At 45.1% G+C, this 15,146-nt stretch carries 15 protein-coding genes and 1 riboswitch; of the genes, 10 read left to right on the forward strand and 5 right to left on the reverse strand.

The genetic code is table 11. The annotated features are described in order from the left end of the window. Positions 1-132 precede the first annotated feature (132 nt). Positions 133-1,545 carry a YfcC family protein gene (locus OC538_RS13725; RefSeq protein ID WP_262176322.1) on the forward strand — a complete coding sequence of 471 codons (1,413 nt, stop codon included), beginning with the start codon at positions 133-135 and terminating at the stop codon, positions 1,543-1,545. 199 nt (positions 1,546-1,744) lie between these two features. Here OC538_RS13725 and OC538_RS13730 read toward each other — a convergent pair whose 3' ends face one another. After that, on the reverse strand, positions 1,745-3,454 hold the full coding sequence (locus OC538_RS13730) for a transglutaminase-like domain-containing protein (protein WP_262176325.1): 1,710 nt from the start codon (positions 3,452-3,454) through the stop codon (positions 1,745-1,747). 202 nt (positions 3,455-3,656) lie between these two features. Here OC538_RS13730 and OC538_RS13735 point away from each other — a divergent pair, with 202 nt between their 5' ends. Both OC538_RS13735 and OC538_RS13740 read left to right on the forward strand, forming a co-directional pair. Then, complete coding sequence (locus OC538_RS13735; protein ID WP_262176329.1) at positions 3,657-3,860, forward strand: helix-turn-helix transcriptional regulator; 204 nt, start codon at positions 3,657-3,659, stop codon at positions 3,858-3,860. A 1-nt stretch (position 3,861) separates the two neighbouring features. After that, positions 3,862-4,365: a hypothetical protein gene (locus tag OC538_RS13740; protein ID WP_262176332.1), complete on the forward strand. Its 504-nt coding sequence runs from the start codon at positions 3,862-3,864 to the stop codon at positions 4,363-4,365. Positions 4,366-4,608: 243 nt separating this feature from the next. Here OC538_RS13740 and OC538_RS13745 read toward each other — a convergent pair whose 3' ends face one another. Beyond that, a complete protein-coding gene (locus tag OC538_RS13745) occupies positions 4,609-4,890 on the reverse strand; it encodes a DUF2277 domain-containing protein (RefSeq protein WP_262176337.1) in 282 nt (93 codons plus the stop codon). Between the two features lie 145 nt (positions 4,891-5,035). Between OC538_RS13745 and OC538_RS13750 the strand changes: the two genes are divergently transcribed. Then, positions 5,036-6,280 carry a mechanosensitive ion channel family protein gene (locus OC538_RS13750; protein WP_262176340.1) on the forward strand — a complete coding sequence of 415 codons (1,245 nt, stop codon included), beginning with the start codon at positions 5,036-5,038 and terminating at the stop codon, positions 6,278-6,280. A gap of 169 nt (positions 6,281-6,449) precedes the next feature. On the opposite strand, the gene OC538_RS13755 is transcribed toward OC538_RS13750, so the two are convergent. Next, entirely contained in the window at positions 6,450-7,094 is a 645-nt protein-coding gene (locus OC538_RS13755) for a DsbA family protein (protein ID WP_262176343.1), read from the reverse strand. Positions 7,095-8,180: 1,086 nt separating this feature from the next. Here OC538_RS13755 and OC538_RS17985 point away from each other — a divergent pair. From OC538_RS17985 to thiW, 6 genes are all read left to right on the forward strand, one after another. Continuing rightward, positions 8,181-8,606, forward strand: coding sequence for a pentapeptide repeat-containing protein (locus tag OC538_RS17985; RefSeq protein WP_410055887.1), 426 nt, complete (start codon positions 8,181-8,183; stop codon positions 8,604-8,606). 787 nt (positions 8,607-9,393) lie between these two features. Next, a riboswitch (TPP riboswitch) is annotated at positions 9,394-9,501 on the forward strand. Between the two features lie 100 nt (positions 9,502-9,601). Beyond that, positions 9,602-10,285: a thiaminase II gene (tenA, locus tag OC538_RS13765; RefSeq protein WP_262176350.1), complete on the forward strand. Its 684-nt coding sequence runs from the start codon at positions 9,602-9,604 to the stop codon at positions 10,283-10,285. Further along, entirely contained in the window at positions 10,286-11,092 is an 807-nt protein-coding gene (gene thiM, locus OC538_RS13770) for a hydroxyethylthiazole kinase (protein ID WP_262176351.1), read from the forward strand. Beyond that, on the forward strand, positions 11,089-11,928 hold the full coding sequence (gene thiD / locus OC538_RS13775; RefSeq protein ID WP_262176355.1) for a bifunctional hydroxymethylpyrimidine kinase/phosphomethylpyrimidine kinase: 840 nt from the start codon (positions 11,089-11,091) through the stop codon (positions 11,926-11,928). Before thiM ends, thiD begins: the two co-directional genes overlap by 4 nt. A gap of 19 nt (positions 11,929-11,947) precedes the next feature. Continuing rightward, positions 11,948-12,574: a thiamine phosphate synthase gene (gene thiE / locus OC538_RS13780; RefSeq protein ID WP_262177814.1), complete on the forward strand. Its 627-nt coding sequence runs from the start codon at positions 11,948-11,950 to the stop codon at positions 12,572-12,574. Next, on the forward strand, positions 12,571-13,065 hold the full coding sequence (gene thiW, locus OC538_RS13785) for an energy coupling factor transporter S component ThiW (protein ID WP_262176358.1): 495 nt from the start codon (positions 12,571-12,573) through the stop codon (positions 13,063-13,065). Before thiE ends, thiW begins: the two co-directional genes overlap by 4 nt. Positions 13,066-13,227: 162 nt before the next feature. On the opposite strand, the gene OC538_RS13790 is transcribed toward thiW, so the two are convergent. Together OC538_RS13790 and OC538_RS13795 are read right to left on the reverse strand one after the other, a co-directional pair. Beyond that, positions 13,228-14,235: an HAAS signaling domain-containing protein gene (locus tag OC538_RS13790; protein ID WP_262176362.1), complete on the reverse strand. Its 1,008-nt coding sequence runs from the start codon at positions 14,233-14,235 to the stop codon at positions 13,228-13,230. Next, on the reverse strand, positions 14,207-14,569 hold the full coding sequence (locus OC538_RS13795; protein WP_262176365.1) for a PadR family transcriptional regulator: 363 nt from the start codon (positions 14,567-14,569) through the stop codon (positions 14,207-14,209). Before OC538_RS13795 ends, OC538_RS13790 begins: the two co-directional genes overlap by 29 nt. Positions 14,570-15,146 lie beyond the last annotated feature (577 nt).

Genomic DNA, 15,146 nt, shown 5'->3' on the forward strand with positions numbered 1-15,146 from the left:
CTACAAGGTCTAACGACTCTTACGTAAGGAGCTTGTATAATAAGGCTGAGATACATGAAACAACAAAACTACGGGCTACTAGTAGATTCATTAGTAGTCTGTAAAACACAAACTAAGTTTGGAGGTTTCAATATGACAAAGGAAAAGGGCAATAAAAAGAAGTTTCAACTTCCTCATATTTATGTCATTCTTTTTACATTCAGTGCGCTTGCAGCCATTTCGACGTACTTTATTCCTGCAGGTCAGTTTGACCGTGTGCCAGGTCCTGACGGAAGAACATCGATTGACCCGAACTCATTTACAGAAGTCGACGCTGCACCAATTGGCATAGCTGATTTCCTTACTGTTATTCCGCGGGGACTGATTGATGCGGGGGAAATTGTCTTTTTCACGTTTATTATCGGTGGTATGTTCGCGGTGCTGAAGACGACCGGAATCATTGAAGTGGTCGTGGACAGGATGGCAAACCGTTTTGCGAAAAACAGTATTTTGCTCATACCGATTTTAACAACAGTGTTTGCGATTGGGGCAACATTAATTGGAACCCCTGAGCTATCGCTCGTTTATATCCCTGTTATCATGCCGTTAATCATTGCTTTGGGGTATGATTCCATAGTGGCTGCATCGATTGCTCTTGTCGGTACGGTCGTCGGGTTTACTACTGGGGTTTTAAACCCGATTAACGTAGGATTATCGCAAAAGATTGTCGGTATCCCGGTGTTTTCAGGATTGCCGCTTCGTTTAGCTCTATTTATTGTTTGTGTATCGGTGGGAGTCTTCTTCATCATGCGCTATGCAAAAAAGGTTCAGCAGAATCCTTTATACAGTTATGTGTATGAAGATGATCAAGAAAAAAGGCAACTTTACAAGCAGAGAGATAAAATTGAAGCGAAAAGCATGAACAAAAGACAGCAATATGCTTCAGTTGCTGCACTCCTCTTCCTTGGCTTCTTAGTGTATGGTGTGCTTCAGCACGGTTGGTTCATGGTTGAGATGGCAGGATTATTCATCTTTATGGGGATTGTTGTTGGCCTGATTGCCGGACTGAACGCTACCCAGATTTCAAACGCTTTCACGGAAGGATTCCGAGATGTGCTTATGGGAGCCATTATTATTGGGCTTGCCCGATCTGTCGCTGTTGTGCTTGAAGACGGACAAATTATGGATACGATCGTTTACAGCCTCGGTTCAATGGTCGGTGAGATGCCATCTGTTCTCGGTGCAGTAGGGATGTATCTGGTCCAGTTGGCCATTAACTTTATTATCCCGTCCGGAAGTGGACAGGCCTTAGTCACGATGCCGATCATGGGGCCACTTTCAGACCTGCTCGGCGTAACAAGACAGACAGCTGTACTTGCGTTCCAGTTCGGAGACGGCTTTGCCCATATTCTATTCCCGACGTCTGGATACTTTATGGCTGCACTCGTTATCGCCGGCGTATCTTGGCAAAAATGGATTCGTTTCTATATGCCGCTATTCCTTGTGTTCTCAGCAATTGGGATTGTCACATTAGTGGTCGCTCAACTGATTCAATACACAGGCTGAACGCCAATAAAAAATCCCCTTCCGCTTCTTTTAATAGAAGTGGAAGGGGATTTTTCGCTGTTTCGTGTTCCAGGGTCCATTCATTTTTAGCAAGGGTCCATTCTTTCGAGTCCAGGGTCCATTCTTTTCAACGACGGTCCATTCTTTCGAGTCCAGGGTCCATTCTTCGCGTTCAGGGTCAATTCACGACGAGGGCTGATCAATACTGCACGCCATGCCGGGAGTGTGTCTTGAATGCTTCATCATTCGGCTCGAAGTAATCTTCTGTGTATTTCGCTACGAATTCACCATTGGCGATGTGGCCCGCACCCCATGTCGGGTCCATTGTGAGCCATTCGCCATCCACTTTAACTTCCACCCATGCGTGTCGGGAGAAATTGAAGCCGGACCCGGCCGTTCCTGCTATATATCTTGCTTCCATGCCTGACGCGCGGAGCAAGGCGAGGGCGAGATACGTATAGTCCTGGCAAATCCCTTTTTCAAGCTGTAACACTTTTAACGCACTATCATCCCATTCAAACTCGCTGTTTTTCTGTTTTTGTACATCATAGGCAATTGACTTAGCCGTAAATTCATAGATGGCTTTAGCTTTCTCGCGATCTGACATATCTTCAGTTATGAGCTCTTTCACAATCGCGATAATTTCAGGGGCATCGGATTGAACTCCACGTGATGGCAGCACATCACGTTGGTCCTCCGTTGCTGTACTTTTTACTGTGAACTTGGCTACATCATAATAATAAAACTTAGCACTGTTTTTCTCTTTTATTTTCGGAACACTAACGGTTACGTCGTAGGTTCCAGGTCCGAAGCGTAAATAGAATTCATCGTCGAATTTGTAATTATCGACGGGAATAACGGACAGCGCCTCGTCGCCATCTTTTTTCGTCGTTATATAAAGATGTGTCGTCTCTTTTGCAAATGGGGCATCTTTGTCAATACTGCCTTTTATGCGATACGTTAAATTGGTTTCTTCACCGCCGGCTGTCGGATAGGTGAGATTGACGCCTCGTTCCTCATATGTCGTCATGTACTTGATCGGTTCAGTGACAAGGTCGGATTCATTATCGATATAAAGAATCGTTCCCTCTTGAAAATAATTGTTTCTCTCCTCGTCAGGAACGTAGACTTTTAATTGATGGACACCTTTTCCGTAAAATAAAGGGACATCATACGCGAATTTGCCGTTCTTAACTGTTAGTATGTGCTTCCACGTTTCTCCGTCTTTTTTGAGTTCAAGCATCAGTTGTTCGTTTGGTCCTTTAATGGAAGGGATTTCCCCTTTGAGTGCGAAGATTTCGCTTTCTTTTACATAACCGCTATCCGGAGCCTCAAGTGATAATCCTGCTTCCTGGGCAAAGGGGGTGTATGTAAGGTCTCGGTGGATCGCAGGGTTGACGTTGAAAACAGTGAATTTTGCAAGGTCATAGTAATAATTTTTCTGTTTCGTACTCGGGAGCATTACGGAAACTTGGTATTCTCCCTCTCCATTGAACAGCCTTACGTCCTGTTTGAATTTACCCTCTTTAATTGGCGCATAGTATTCCATCGAGTCATCGGAAAGCGCTTCTCCTGTATATCTAATTTTGATCCATACAAAGTCTTCTTGTAATTGGTCCTGATTCTCGACCGTTCCTTCAATGGTGACAATTTCATTTACCGCGAAGTTTGTGTGGGTTGGTTCGAGTAACGCAGCGCCGACTTCCTCGCTGTAGGATGTCAGTTCCAATGGCGTCAATTCAAGTTCAGCGTTTTTCTTATCCACTGCCGCTTGATAATCAATCTTCTGTTCCTGCTTTTTTTGCTCGGGCGTTGGCTGCGGTTCTTTTATGGCTGCAGACTTATCCGAGCATGCTCCTACTAAAAGCAGGCATAGCATTGAAACAATTAGTATATGGTTTTTTTTCATAGAGATCGGATTCCCCCTTGGAATTTTTCGGTATCTATACTATATCAAGTTTTCGCAATTAAATCTTAGGCCTGTCGATTGAGGTATTAAGTACTGTTTAACAAGTTGGTTGAACCGTTATTGTTAATTACCCCTAACAAAATGTTAATAAAACTTTACATAGTGTTAAGAATAACATACATTAGAAGTGGGAGGAATTGACATGCTGAATAACAAGGTTCGAGAGCTGCGTGCCCGTCATGAGTATACGCAAAGCGATCTCGCCAAAATGGTTGGTGTCACGCGGCAAACGATCGGCTTTATTGAAAAAGGAGAGTTTTCTCCTTCGGTCACGTTGGCCCTGAAAATTGCGCAAGCATTCCAATGTGATATGAACGAAGTATTTTGGTTGGAAGGGAAGGAATGAAATGAAAGGCGATATGAGGTATACGTATCCGATCTGGCAAATGGGGTTCATATTATTACTGATTGCACTCACGACGATAATTGGATTCACCTTGGATTATGAATTATCAAATGGTACGGATAGCTTCCTGTTTCAGTTTAGTTTGGAGGGCGTCGGGTTTTGGTGCCTTGCCGCTTGGCTCGTCCTTTTAGTTATCTATCTACTTATATTTGGCTGGAAAATGCATTATCATAATAAACGGAATCCGAGTCGACAGATGAAATTCTTGACGTTGAAACCGCAGGAATATATGGAGGATGACGAATTGTTTGAGGAAGTCACAAGACGGGCAACACAGAAAGTCTATTCTTACTTCACGGTCGCACTTCCGTTCCTAGCAAGCTTATTTCTGATTTTACCGATTGGGAAGTTTGGTATGCTGAACGCATTACTATTGCTTGCGTTTGGACAATATTTTATTTATTACCGATCTATTCGGCAGTATATGGAAAAGGATGCCGAATAACTAGGGGAGAAGTAGGTTCGTGAATAAAGAAAAGGGGTTTATGGGGTTATTTCCTTATTCGGATGACACAACATTTGATGCTGCCTACAAGTCTTAAATTGTTTGGGTGCCTCTGAGGCACGCGATTCAGACAATACACTACAGTTGCATGAAGTAAACGAAGAAGCTGATCATCTTTGGTCAGCCTCTTTTTGTATTTATGTTGAGTTGTCATAAATGTATGCCGCACAGGCACCGATACAATTACTCCTGATTTTCCAATCCAAATCTTTTTGCATTACGAGCTCGAGCCCGTTCGGCTTCAATTTCTCGATTTCGAGGTTCGGAATTCGTGACCAATGAGTTTAGTAATTTTTGTGTAGCGATAACGACTTCCTCAACAGCAAGATTAATAGCATCCTCGTTTGCCTTCGATGGCTTGCTGTAACCAGAAACCTTCCGCACATACTGGAGCGAAGCGGAATAAATTTCATCCGTAGTAGCCGGAGGGCTAAAATTAAACAGCGTTTTAATGTTTCGGCACATATCATTTACCTCATTTGTTTGTTATTTTCTCGATTGTATCATATTCCACTAAATCGTATCATTGCATGCACAGGAGGCTGAAGAAGGTGGCGACCTCTTGGTTCTGGTATAATGGAAAGCAGACTACGCATAGTGGAGGAGACAAATGAACTTTATTCGTAATCGGCTATTAGGTTACGGAGTGGATGATACCTTGGTTGACCCGCTGTCCTTTGTCATCCTGGTTACTGTCATCACACTCCTTTGCATCATCGCGAATTTTATTACAAAACATATGATTATTCGATTCATCGCTCATATTGTGAAAAAGCATAAAATCCAGTGGGGCAATATTCTGTTGGAACGAAAAGTGCTTCGCAGATTATCCCATTTTGTGCCTGCACTCATCATTTATTACTTCGCTGCAACTTTTCCGACGTATCAGAAGGTGATTGAAACGTTGGCGCTGACGTATATTATGATTGTTGCATTTAGTGTTATCAATCGATTACTTAGCGTGTTCAACGACATTTATCAGACGTACGAGATTGCAAAAACGAAGCCGATTAAAGGATATGTGCAAGTAGCTAAAATTATTGTTGTAATTGTTGGTGCAATTTTGGTGATTGCCAATCTGATGGGGGAAAGTCCGATTATCCTGCTGAGTGGGATTGGTGCTCTGTCGGCAGTATTTATGTTGGTTTTTAAGGATTCCTTATTAGGATTAGTGGCGGGAATCCAGTTGTCGGCAACCGAAATGGTTCGAATGGGCGATTGGATTGAAGTGCCGAATTATGGCGCAAATGGGGATATCATCGATATTTCCTTGAATACGGTGGCGGTGCGGAACTTTGACCAGACGGTGACGATGATCCCGAGCTATGCGCTCATTTCGGATCACTTCATCAACTGGCGCGGAATGCAGGAATCCGGCGGCAGGCGAATTAAGCGTGCGTTGTATATCGATATGTCCAGTATCCAGTTTTGCACGGAGGAAATGATTGAGCATTATAAACAGATCCACTTTCTTTCGGAGTATATCGTTGAACGGGAACGAGAGATTGAGGAGTACAACGTTACGAATAAAATCGACAGGAATAATCTTGTGAACGGGAGGGCGATGACGAATATCGGGGTCTTCCGGGCTTACATTAGTGAATACCTTCGACGCCATCCAGGCATCCATCAGGAAAAGACATTGATGGTCCGGCAACTGGCACCGGGGGAGCATGGACTGCCGATTGAAATTTACGCCTTTGCGAATAGTGTTCAATGGACCGTCTATGAAACTGTGCAAGCTGATATTTTCGATCATCTCTTTGCTGTTGCAGGGGAATTTGGACTCCACGTGTTTCAAAATCCGACGGGCAGTGACCTGAAAGCGTTGAGCCATGAAATAAAAGGCGAGTAAATTGTTCGCAAATTGTTTGGGTGCCTGTGCGATGAACGATTCAGATAATACACTACAATTGTATGAAATAAATGAAGAAGCCGACTAAATCAACATTTAGTCGGCCTCTTTCCGCATTACTATAACTTTTGTTGAATTGTCATTAATGTGTGATGCACAGGCACCGAAGTTAACAGCCATCAATACCGCACGCCATGCCGTCGGGGAAGTCAGGCTTTTGTTTGCGGATTTCCTGATCGATGATTTGTTCAAGTGTTTCCTTGGAATGAATGCCTGCAAACTTAGTGTCACCAATGATGAAAGTCGGCACCGAAGTAATAGTTGCTTCTTCGTATGCTTGGCGAAGTGCTTCTTGATGGACCTCTTTGTATTTTCTCGTTTCTAATGCTTCGCGGTACTCTTTTTGATCTAAGCCGAGTTCACCGGCTAATCGGGTTAGCACGTCGATTTTGCCAATGTCTTGTTCTTCTTGGAAGAAAGCTCGGAGCATCCGGTCATTATATTTATTTCCTATGCCTTTTTCCTTGGCAAATTGATACCCTTCGAATGCCAAGTGTGTGTATGGTTGAGGGGACACTTTTGGAAGGACAATATGAACACCCATCTGTTCAGCCATCGGATAGACGGCCTGTTTCCATGTGCTTTGCAAATAATGATCCTCGGGCTTTAACGTTTCATTTGGATATGGACGCAACTCAAACGGCATCCACTCAACTTCCACGTCTTTTCCTTGGATTGCTTCTAGTAACGGTTTTTCCGCGAGAAGACAAAATGGACATACATAATCGGAATATACCTTTATTTTCACTGTCATCGTTACGACCTCCTTATTCCCTACGGGGTATACAAGTTCAGCTTAACATAAAGATATATGGCTTTGTCCGAGTGGGGCTTGCACATGAATAAAGCCCTTGAAAACTCCGAATGGAGTTGACAAGGGCTTTGGTTCAGACAGGGAATACTAACATTTCCTGTTATGGGATGCAATGCTTTAAATTGTTGTTGCTATCTTATTTTTTGAGCAATCCGAAGAATGAGCTGTAAGCTGCAGCAACTTGGTTGTAATATCCGACAAGCTTGTCCCAAACTGTTGTTTGAACAGTTTGAACAGCTTCTACAGCTGGCTCCTCAGCAGTTTCTTCGTCAGTAGCAGTTTCTTCTGTTACATCCTCAACTTCAGCAGGTACTTCTGCAACGTCGTCGCCTTCAACAGCGTCATCGCCTTCAACAGCGTCGTCGCCTTCAACAGCGTCATCGCCTTCAACAGCGTCGTCACCTTCAACAGCGTCGTCGCCTTCAACAGCGTCGTCGCCTTCAACAGCGTCGTCACCTTCAACAGCGTCGTCGCCTTCAACAGCATCGTCGCCTTCAACAGCATCGTCGCCTTCAACAGCATCGTCACCTTCAACAGCGTCGTCGCCTTCAACAGCATCGTCACCTTCAACAGCGTCGTCGCCTTCAACAGCATCGTCGCCTTCAACAGCGTCGTCGCCTTCAACAGCGTCGTCACCTTCAACAGCATCGTCGCCTTCAACAGCGTCTTCGCCTTCAACAACGTCATCGCCTTCAACAGCGTCGTCGCCTTCAACAGCGTCGTCACCTTCAGCAGGTACTTCTTCTGCCTCTTCACCTGGCAAGACAATTCCGAGGTGATCTTGGATTGCAAGGTTATAGTACTCAATCAAACTTACATAATTTTGTAAGATAGATTTGTACTCATTAATTTGGTCATCTGTTATAATTGAATCGGCTTGGTCAGTTGACGACGTATCTTCAGTGATATTCTCGTCAGCTGGCTTTTCTGTTTCTTCAGCATCTACTTCAGCATCTTCTTCAGCAGGTGCGTCTGTTGCATCTTCTTCATTTACAGGTGCTTCATTAGAATCTTCTTCGTCAACCGGTGACTCTACAGCTTGATCTCCGTCGACAGCTTCGTCTTCTTCAGCAGGTACTTCTACATCTTCGTCAACTGGAGTTTCTTCAACTTCTTCTTCGTCAGCTGGAGTTTCTTCAACTTCTTCTTCGTCAGCTGGAGTTTCGTCAACTTCTTCTTCGTCAACTGGAGTTTCGTCAACTTCTTCTTCGTCAACTGGTGTTTCCTCAACTTCCTCTTCGTCAACTGGAGTTTCGTCAACTTCTTCTTCGTCAGCTGGAGTTTCGTCAACTTCTTCTTCGTCAACTGGTGTTTCCTCAACTTCTTCGTCAACTGGAGTTTCTTCAACTACTTCTTCGTCAGCTGGAGTTTCATCAACTTCCTCTTCATCAGCTGGTGTGTCTGTACCTTCTTCATCTACAGGTACATCTGTATCTTCGTCATCGTTATTAGGTGCGTCTGTGTCATCTTCATCTGTTGTATCATCTTCACCCGGCTCTGCAGCTACGAAGTTTTTATTTGCAATCGTACGCATGAATTTCCCTTTTTCAGGTGAACCCGGAATGCTTGTTGCATAATAGGAAACTTTTTCACCGTGGTTTTTGAACTCTTTTTCACCATTTTCAGCTGCTAAAGCTGAACCGCCAGCTCCAAAAATAGCTGCAGTTAGCATTGACGTCGACATGACAAACGGCAAAATTTTCTTTTTCGTGTTCTTCTCATTACGATTCGTTTCGTTAACCAAGAATGATCAAACTCCCTTTTTTGTTTTTTTTTAACTCGACTACCAGATCATGAAGCGAAAAATAACACTCAGTTTAGTAAGTTGTTATGTACATCCGCCTCCTTCTCAAGATGTTGGAGCGTTTTTTATTATCCTTGCAATAGTTTCACTCGGATAGGTTGCAGTGCCCCATCTGCACATTACCAACAATAACAAAAGTAAATAACAGTAGTGTGACAACCAATTAACAAGTATTCATGGAAATATTAACCTTTGTAATAATAAAAAAGCGTAAGAAAGACTAAAAAGAGGGTAAAAACTAATCGATTTGTCCCTTGTAAGACATTTTATTCCAGTTAGTAAAATGCATAAATTATGCTCACCTTATATGTCCCGTTACTTTATTAACATGTAGAATGAATGGTCTGAATGGTCTAACGTTATATGTTACCAAATATTACATAGACCTTGCATGACTAGTAATCTATGTTATAGTGTAGTAGAAAACTGAAAAGAGTTAACCACTGGGGGAGTCTTTGTGAAAGACTGAGACGTGTATCGATACGCGGACCCTTCGAACCTGATCTGGCTCATACCAGCGTAGGGAAGTGGGTCGCACGTCTTCCAAAGGTTATCTTACGCCGATATGCGAGCCGCTTCTTCAACGATTGTGTTGAGTGAAGCGGCTTTTTTGGTTTTCCAAAACTTTAAAGGAGTGGTTGGAATGACGTTTTGTGAAGAGGTACGGAAGGAATGTGACGATGTTTGGGAGGCAAGCTTCCATCATCCGTTCATCGCAGCGCTTGCTGAAGGGACTTTGCCAGAGGATGTGTTCAAACAGTATGTCCTGCAAGACTCGTACTATTTGAAGCACTTTGCGAAAGTGCATGCAATGGCAGCAGTGCAGGCAACGGATTTATTGACGGTGCAACGGTTTGCACAACATGCGGATGGAACATGCGGGGCAGAGATTTCATTGCATGAAGGTTTCTTTGGCTTGTTGGGAGTTACGGATGAGGACATTGAAAACTTTGAGCCGGCGCCGACAGCGTATGCGTACACTTCGCATTTATACCGGGCGGCGTTGGAAGGTGACTTGGCCACGACGTTGTCCGCATTGCTTCCATGTTATTGGTTGTATTACGAAATCGGCGAGCGGCTGAAGGACGCGAAACCGGACCACCCGATTTATGACAAATGGATTGCCACGTACAGTTCTGAATGGTTCGAACAGGCAACCCGTGAACAGATCGACCGTTTGAATAAATTGACGGAAGATCTTTCGGATAAAAGACGCGGACAATTAAAAGCTCATTTCATTAAAAGCGTCCACTATGAATTGCAGTTTTGGGAAATGGCTTGGACAAAGCAATCATGGTCTCTTGAAACAAAAGGGGTGCATGTATAAATGGCTCAATTTTCATTGCTGAAAGAACTGCGTACGCAAAACCCGTTAGTTCATTGCATCACGAATATGGTCGTTGCAAACTTTCAAGCGAATGGCCTGCTGGCATTGGGCGCTTCTCCGATCATGGCGGAAGCAATCGAGGAGGCGGCGGATGTATCCTCCGTTTCCTCCTGTACGTTGCTCAACATCGGGACGCTAGATCCTTCGGCTGTTGAATCAATGATTGCTGCTGGAAAAGTTTCTTCTATTAAAGGGCGGCCACTCGTATTGGATCCGGTGGGAGCTGGGGCAACCGCTTTCCGAAAACAGACGGTCGCTACACTTCTGAAGGAATTGGATATTACGCTTATCCGCGGAAATGCCGGTGAAATTGCATCCATTGCGGGTGTTGAATGGGAAGTGAAAGGTGTCGATGCAGGAGACGGATCGGCAAATATTGAGGAGGCGGCGAAAGATGTGGCTCGCCGCCACCGTTGCCTCGTCGCTGTTACCGGCGAGACCGACATCGTGACAGATGGTGAAAAGCTCATCCGGATCACAGGAGGGCATCCGCTCATGAGTAAAATTACAGGTATGGGCTGCCTGTTAAGCGCGGTTTCCGCCGCATTCCTGTCCGTCGGTAAACATTCGCCGATTGACGCGGTTGCTTACAGTCTCGCCTTTTACAAAAGAGCGGGTGAATTAGCGGCTGAACTAGCTTCGGGTCCGGGGGATTTTGCGGTTTATTTCCTGAATGCTTTACACCAATTGGGCGATGAAGCAATCGATGCCGACCGATTCATTGTTGAAGAGGGGGTTGTGAAATGACTTCAGTTGCTCTGACGATTGCAGGTTCGGATAGTGGCGGCGGGGCAGGGATCCAAGCCGATCTGAAAACATTCCAGGAGCTTGGCACGTTCGGAACATCCGTATTGACGGCAGTAACTGCACAGAATACGCTTGGCGTTCATGCAGTTCAACCGATTGAGACGGACATCGTCATCGCGCAGATTGATGCAGTGCTGAATGATTTCACAGTTGGTGCTGCTAAAACGGGAATGCTGTTTTCAGGTGAAATTATCGAGGCAGTCGCGGATACATTGAGCCAATATGAAAGGATCCCTTTAGTCATTGATCCCGTCATGATTGCGAAAGGCGGCGCTTCGCTTCTTCAGGAGGCAGCGATTGCAGCTTTGAAGGAGCGCCTCATTCCGACGGCGACCCTTCTGACGCCCAATATACCTGAAGCGGAAGTGCTGACGGGAATGACGATTGTGTCAATGCACGATATGGAGAATGCCGCGAATCAATTGCTTCGGATGGGGGCCGGGGCCGTTCTGCTGAAAGGGGGGCATCGGATGGATACCCGTGACGCGGAGGATTTATTCATGTCGGCGGATGGCGAGTGCTTTCTAATGAGAAGCAAGCGGATCAAAACGAAAGACACGCATGGCACGGGCTGTACGTTCGCCGCTGCTGTTACAGCAGAGCTTGCGAAAGGTGCACCGATGCGTGACGCAGTCGTTACCGCAAAACACTTTATCCATGCGGCGATTGAAGATGGGCTTTACCTTGGGAATGGACACGGGCCGACAAACCATGCGGCATTTCGTGATCGGGGCATTGTGGAACGGAAGGATGTTGAATTGATTGGAAAACGTTGACGTTACGCTTTATTTCATTATGGGATCGATAAATGCTGAGAAGCCGCTATCTGTTTTGGAAGATGCCTTAAAAGGCGGGATCACTTGCTTCCAGCTGAGAGAGAAGGGGGCGCGTGCACTCGTCGGGATTGAAAAGAAAGCATTTGCAGAGAGCTGTCAACGATTGTGTGCGCAATATGGAGTGCCGTTCATCGTTAATGATGATGTGGATCTTGTTGTTGAGATTGACGCGGACGGCGTCCATGTCGGCCAGGACGATGTTGAGGCGCGATTCGTCCGAAAAAGAATTGGATCTGAAAAGATCTTGGGTATTTCCGTTCATACAGTAGATGAAGCGAATCAGGCAATTGCGGATGGGGCGGATTATGTCGGCATGGGGCCAGTCTATCCGACGATAACGAAAGTTGATGCGAAGCCGGTTGCGGGTACAGCGATGATCGAGGAAGTCGCGGGGGTGTATCCTAGCTTGCCGATTGTCGGAATCGGAGGCATTACGGCAGAGAATGCTGAACCGGTCTTCCGGGCGGGAGCGAGCGGAATATCCGTCATTTCAGCGATTGCTTCATCTGCTGACCCTGAAATGGCGGCGAGGCGGCTGGCGGAAGTGTCATTGAAATGGAGCTGGGAAAGGGGGGTGCTGCGATGAATACGCGGAAGCTTGTTCTGATGACCGTGTTTACGGCGATTGCGGTGGCGGGATCCGCGTTCGTCTCGTTTCCTGCGGGGATAGCCCGCGCGTACCCGATCCAGCACGCGGTCAATGTCATCGCGGCGATCTTGCTAGGGCCGGTTCCAGCTGTCATTATTGCCTTCATGACCGGCTTAGTGCGCATATTGACAGGCACCGGATCACTGCTCGCCTTTCCGGGTGGGATGATCGGCGCCGCGCTTGCCGGGCTGCTCTATAAGCAGTCGGGGAAGTCGTGGTTGGCGGCACTCGGGGAAATCATCGGGACGGGGGTCATTGCATCCCTCTTCGCAGTTCCGTATGCGGCCGTGCTTATGGGAACGACAGTCACCGCCTTCTTCTTCATGCCGCCATTCCTCGTCTCCAGCGTAAGCGGGGCAGTCATAGGGGTTGTCGTTGCGCTCAGGTTGCAAGCCGTGCCAATGGGGAAGAGGATACAGAGTTATTAGAATCTTTCGGGTGCCTGTGTAATACACTATTCAGATAATGCACTACAATTGCATGAAATAAATGGTGGAGCCGACCAGATCAATCTTTGGTCGGCTCCTTTCTGCATGAATATGATTATTGTTGAATTGTCATAAATGTGTGGTGCACAGGCACCGACACAATTATGCTTTTGCTTTTCGGTAGCTGTCGTAGATTTCGATGGCCACGGTTACGATGATGGTTGCGATGATCGTCCACACCGCCCAATCGATGAAATTCTGGACGGAGGACGAATTGATTTCTAGTACATTTGCTAAGTATGGAATCATCGCGTCGTTGATGAGGGCAGGGTTGCTGGCAATGACGATGAAAACGATCAAGCTGACTACTTTACTGACAGCATTTATCGTTACGAGCTTCATTGTCCATTGTCGTTCTTTCCATTTGAAGAGCGCCAATCCAATTTCGAGCAAAGCAAATGGTAAAACAATCGGCAAATACGACATCAATACCGATTGATTCAGAGCTGGCATTACCATTTGCAACCCCTCGCCATCTATTGATCGATAGACGCCTGCAAGTCGGTCCGCATTGAAATAAAGAATGACCCAAATCGCGGTCCAGACAAGTCCAAAAATGATCTCACTCCTTGGAATCACCTTTTTTTTCGAAATGACATGAACATATTTCAATTGTTCGGGAGTCCACTCCGACCCGTATGTTGTGATGGAACCATTGCTTTTTGCCAACCCGATTCTTTCAATGAAAATAAATACGATGGTCACCCAGAAGAACGTCTGGATCAGCACATGTATAATATTTGCGATGATGATTCCAATGCTTTTTATTACAACCGAGAGTATGCTTTCTTCTCCAGAAAAGAGGACAATCGTTTCAACGACATGAACTAATATGGTAATTAAGATTGCCCATGGGACAATCATTTTCATTGTCCATAGATAAGCATCGTATACTTTCGGGCCGATTAAGTGCATCGGTGTGTCGCGGTAGCTTGCGGCGAGGCGAGCGGGGTCGCCTAGTTTCGAAAGGGCTTCCTTTACTTCATCCTCAGAAAAATGCTCGGGCAGCATATCCTCGATCGTGGATCTGAGTTCCAAGGCAATATCTTCCCGTAATTTCTCCGGCAGTCTTCGCGTTACTTCATATATATAGGCTACAATCAGTTTCATCATTCTCATCTCCTTCCAATAATGTTTTCAGTTCCGCTGTCATCGTTTCCCATTCCTTTTTCAATTGCTCATAAATATTACTGCCGTACTCACTAATTACGTAATACTTCCGGGGTCTGCTTTCCGTTGTATCCCAACTGCTCGTTAAGAGTTCTTGTTTCTCTAATCGGCGAAGCAGCGGATATAACGTGCTTTGCTCAATGGCTACGCCTGCCTTTTCAAGACGCTGGACTAATGAATATCCATATTGAGGCGTCCGCAATTGACTCAATACAGCAAGAGTCAATGTTCCTCTCCGTAATTCTGTCGTGAATGATTCCATCAATGGCTCCATAGTTGTCACCTCGTGTTCTTATACTATGCATCGTACACTATTATGATTCCGCTAACAATAGGGAAGATTGAATATGTGTGGTTCGAATTGTTTGGGAATTGTTCGGGTGCCTGTGCAGCACACTATTCAGATAATGCACTACAATTGCATATAATAAATGGAGAAGCTAACCAAATCAAAATTCGGTTAGCTTCTATCTGTATATATATTACTTTTATTGAATTGTCATAAATGTGTGGCGCACAGGCACCGTAAAAGGGGCTTTGCAAGGGGTTATTATATTATATGTATTCAATATCTTTTAAATAGTTAATAAACGATAACCTGTCGAGGTAATTGAGAATTGGTGGTTTGGATAAAAATCTTATTATCTTGTAAATAATATGGAATCAATAATGGTGGAATGCTCCTAAAACGATTGATGTAGAAGGGTTTGTGGAGACGGAAGTGTATCTGTTGACAAAAGTACAGTTCTATATGATAATGAGTATGTAATTAGAATTATTATAGTTAAGCGGTTGAGAATACAACATAATTCTTGCTGCGGTTTAGGTTTTAATGAATTAACCTAGACTAA

It is taken from the genome of Saccharococcus sp. Marseille-Q5394 (assembly GCF_946901335.1).
In the GTDB taxonomy this organism is placed as follows: Bacteria; Bacillota; Bacilli; order Bacillales_A; family Planococcaceae; genus Sporosarcina; species Sporosarcina luteola_C.

Bases quoted from the DNA above. Each gene is read 5' to 3' on its own strand.
- OC538_RS13725 (WP_262176322.1), top strand. From the start codon at position 133: ATGACAAAGGAAAAGGGCAATAAAAAGAAGTTTCAACTTCCTCATATT.
- OC538_RS13730 (WP_262176325.1), bottom strand. From the start codon at position 3,454: ATGAAAAAAAACCATATACTAATTGTTTCAATGCTATGCCTGCTTTTA.
- OC538_RS13735 (WP_262176329.1), top strand. From the start codon at position 3,657: ATGCTGAATAACAAGGTTCGAGAGCTGCGTGCCCGTCATGAGTATACG.
- OC538_RS13740 (WP_262176332.1), top strand. From the start codon at position 3,862: ATGAAAGGCGATATGAGGTATACGTATCCGATCTGGCAAATGGGGTTC.
- OC538_RS13745 (WP_262176337.1), bottom strand. From the start codon at position 4,890: ATGTGCCGAAACATTAAAACGCTGTTTAATTTTAGCCCTCCGGCTACT.
- OC538_RS13750 (WP_262176340.1), top strand. From the start codon at position 5,036: ATGAACTTTATTCGTAATCGGCTATTAGGTTACGGAGTGGATGATACC.
- OC538_RS13755 (WP_262176343.1), bottom strand. From the start codon at position 7,094: ATGACAGTGAAAATAAAGGTATATTCCGATTATGTATGTCCATTTTGT.
- tenA (WP_262176350.1), top strand. From the start codon at position 9,602: ATGACGTTTTGTGAAGAGGTACGGAAGGAATGTGACGATGTTTGGGAG.
- thiM (WP_262176351.1), top strand. From the start codon at position 10,286: ATGGCTCAATTTTCATTGCTGAAAGAACTGCGTACGCAAAACCCGTTA.
- thiD (WP_262176355.1), top strand. From the start codon at position 11,089: ATGACTTCAGTTGCTCTGACGATTGCAGGTTCGGATAGTGGCGGCGGG.
- thiE (WP_262177814.1), top strand. From the start codon at position 11,948: ATGGGATCGATAAATGCTGAGAAGCCGCTATCTGTTTTGGAAGATGCC.
- thiW (WP_262176358.1), top strand. From the start codon at position 12,571: ATGAATACGCGGAAGCTTGTTCTGATGACCGTGTTTACGGCGATTGCG.
- OC538_RS13790 (WP_262176362.1), bottom strand. From the start codon at position 14,235: ATGAAACTGATTGTAGCCTATATATATGAAGTAACGCGAAGACTGCCG.
- OC538_RS13795 (WP_262176365.1), bottom strand. From the start codon at position 14,569: ATGGAGCCATTGATGGAATCATTCACGACAGAATTACGGAGAGGAACA.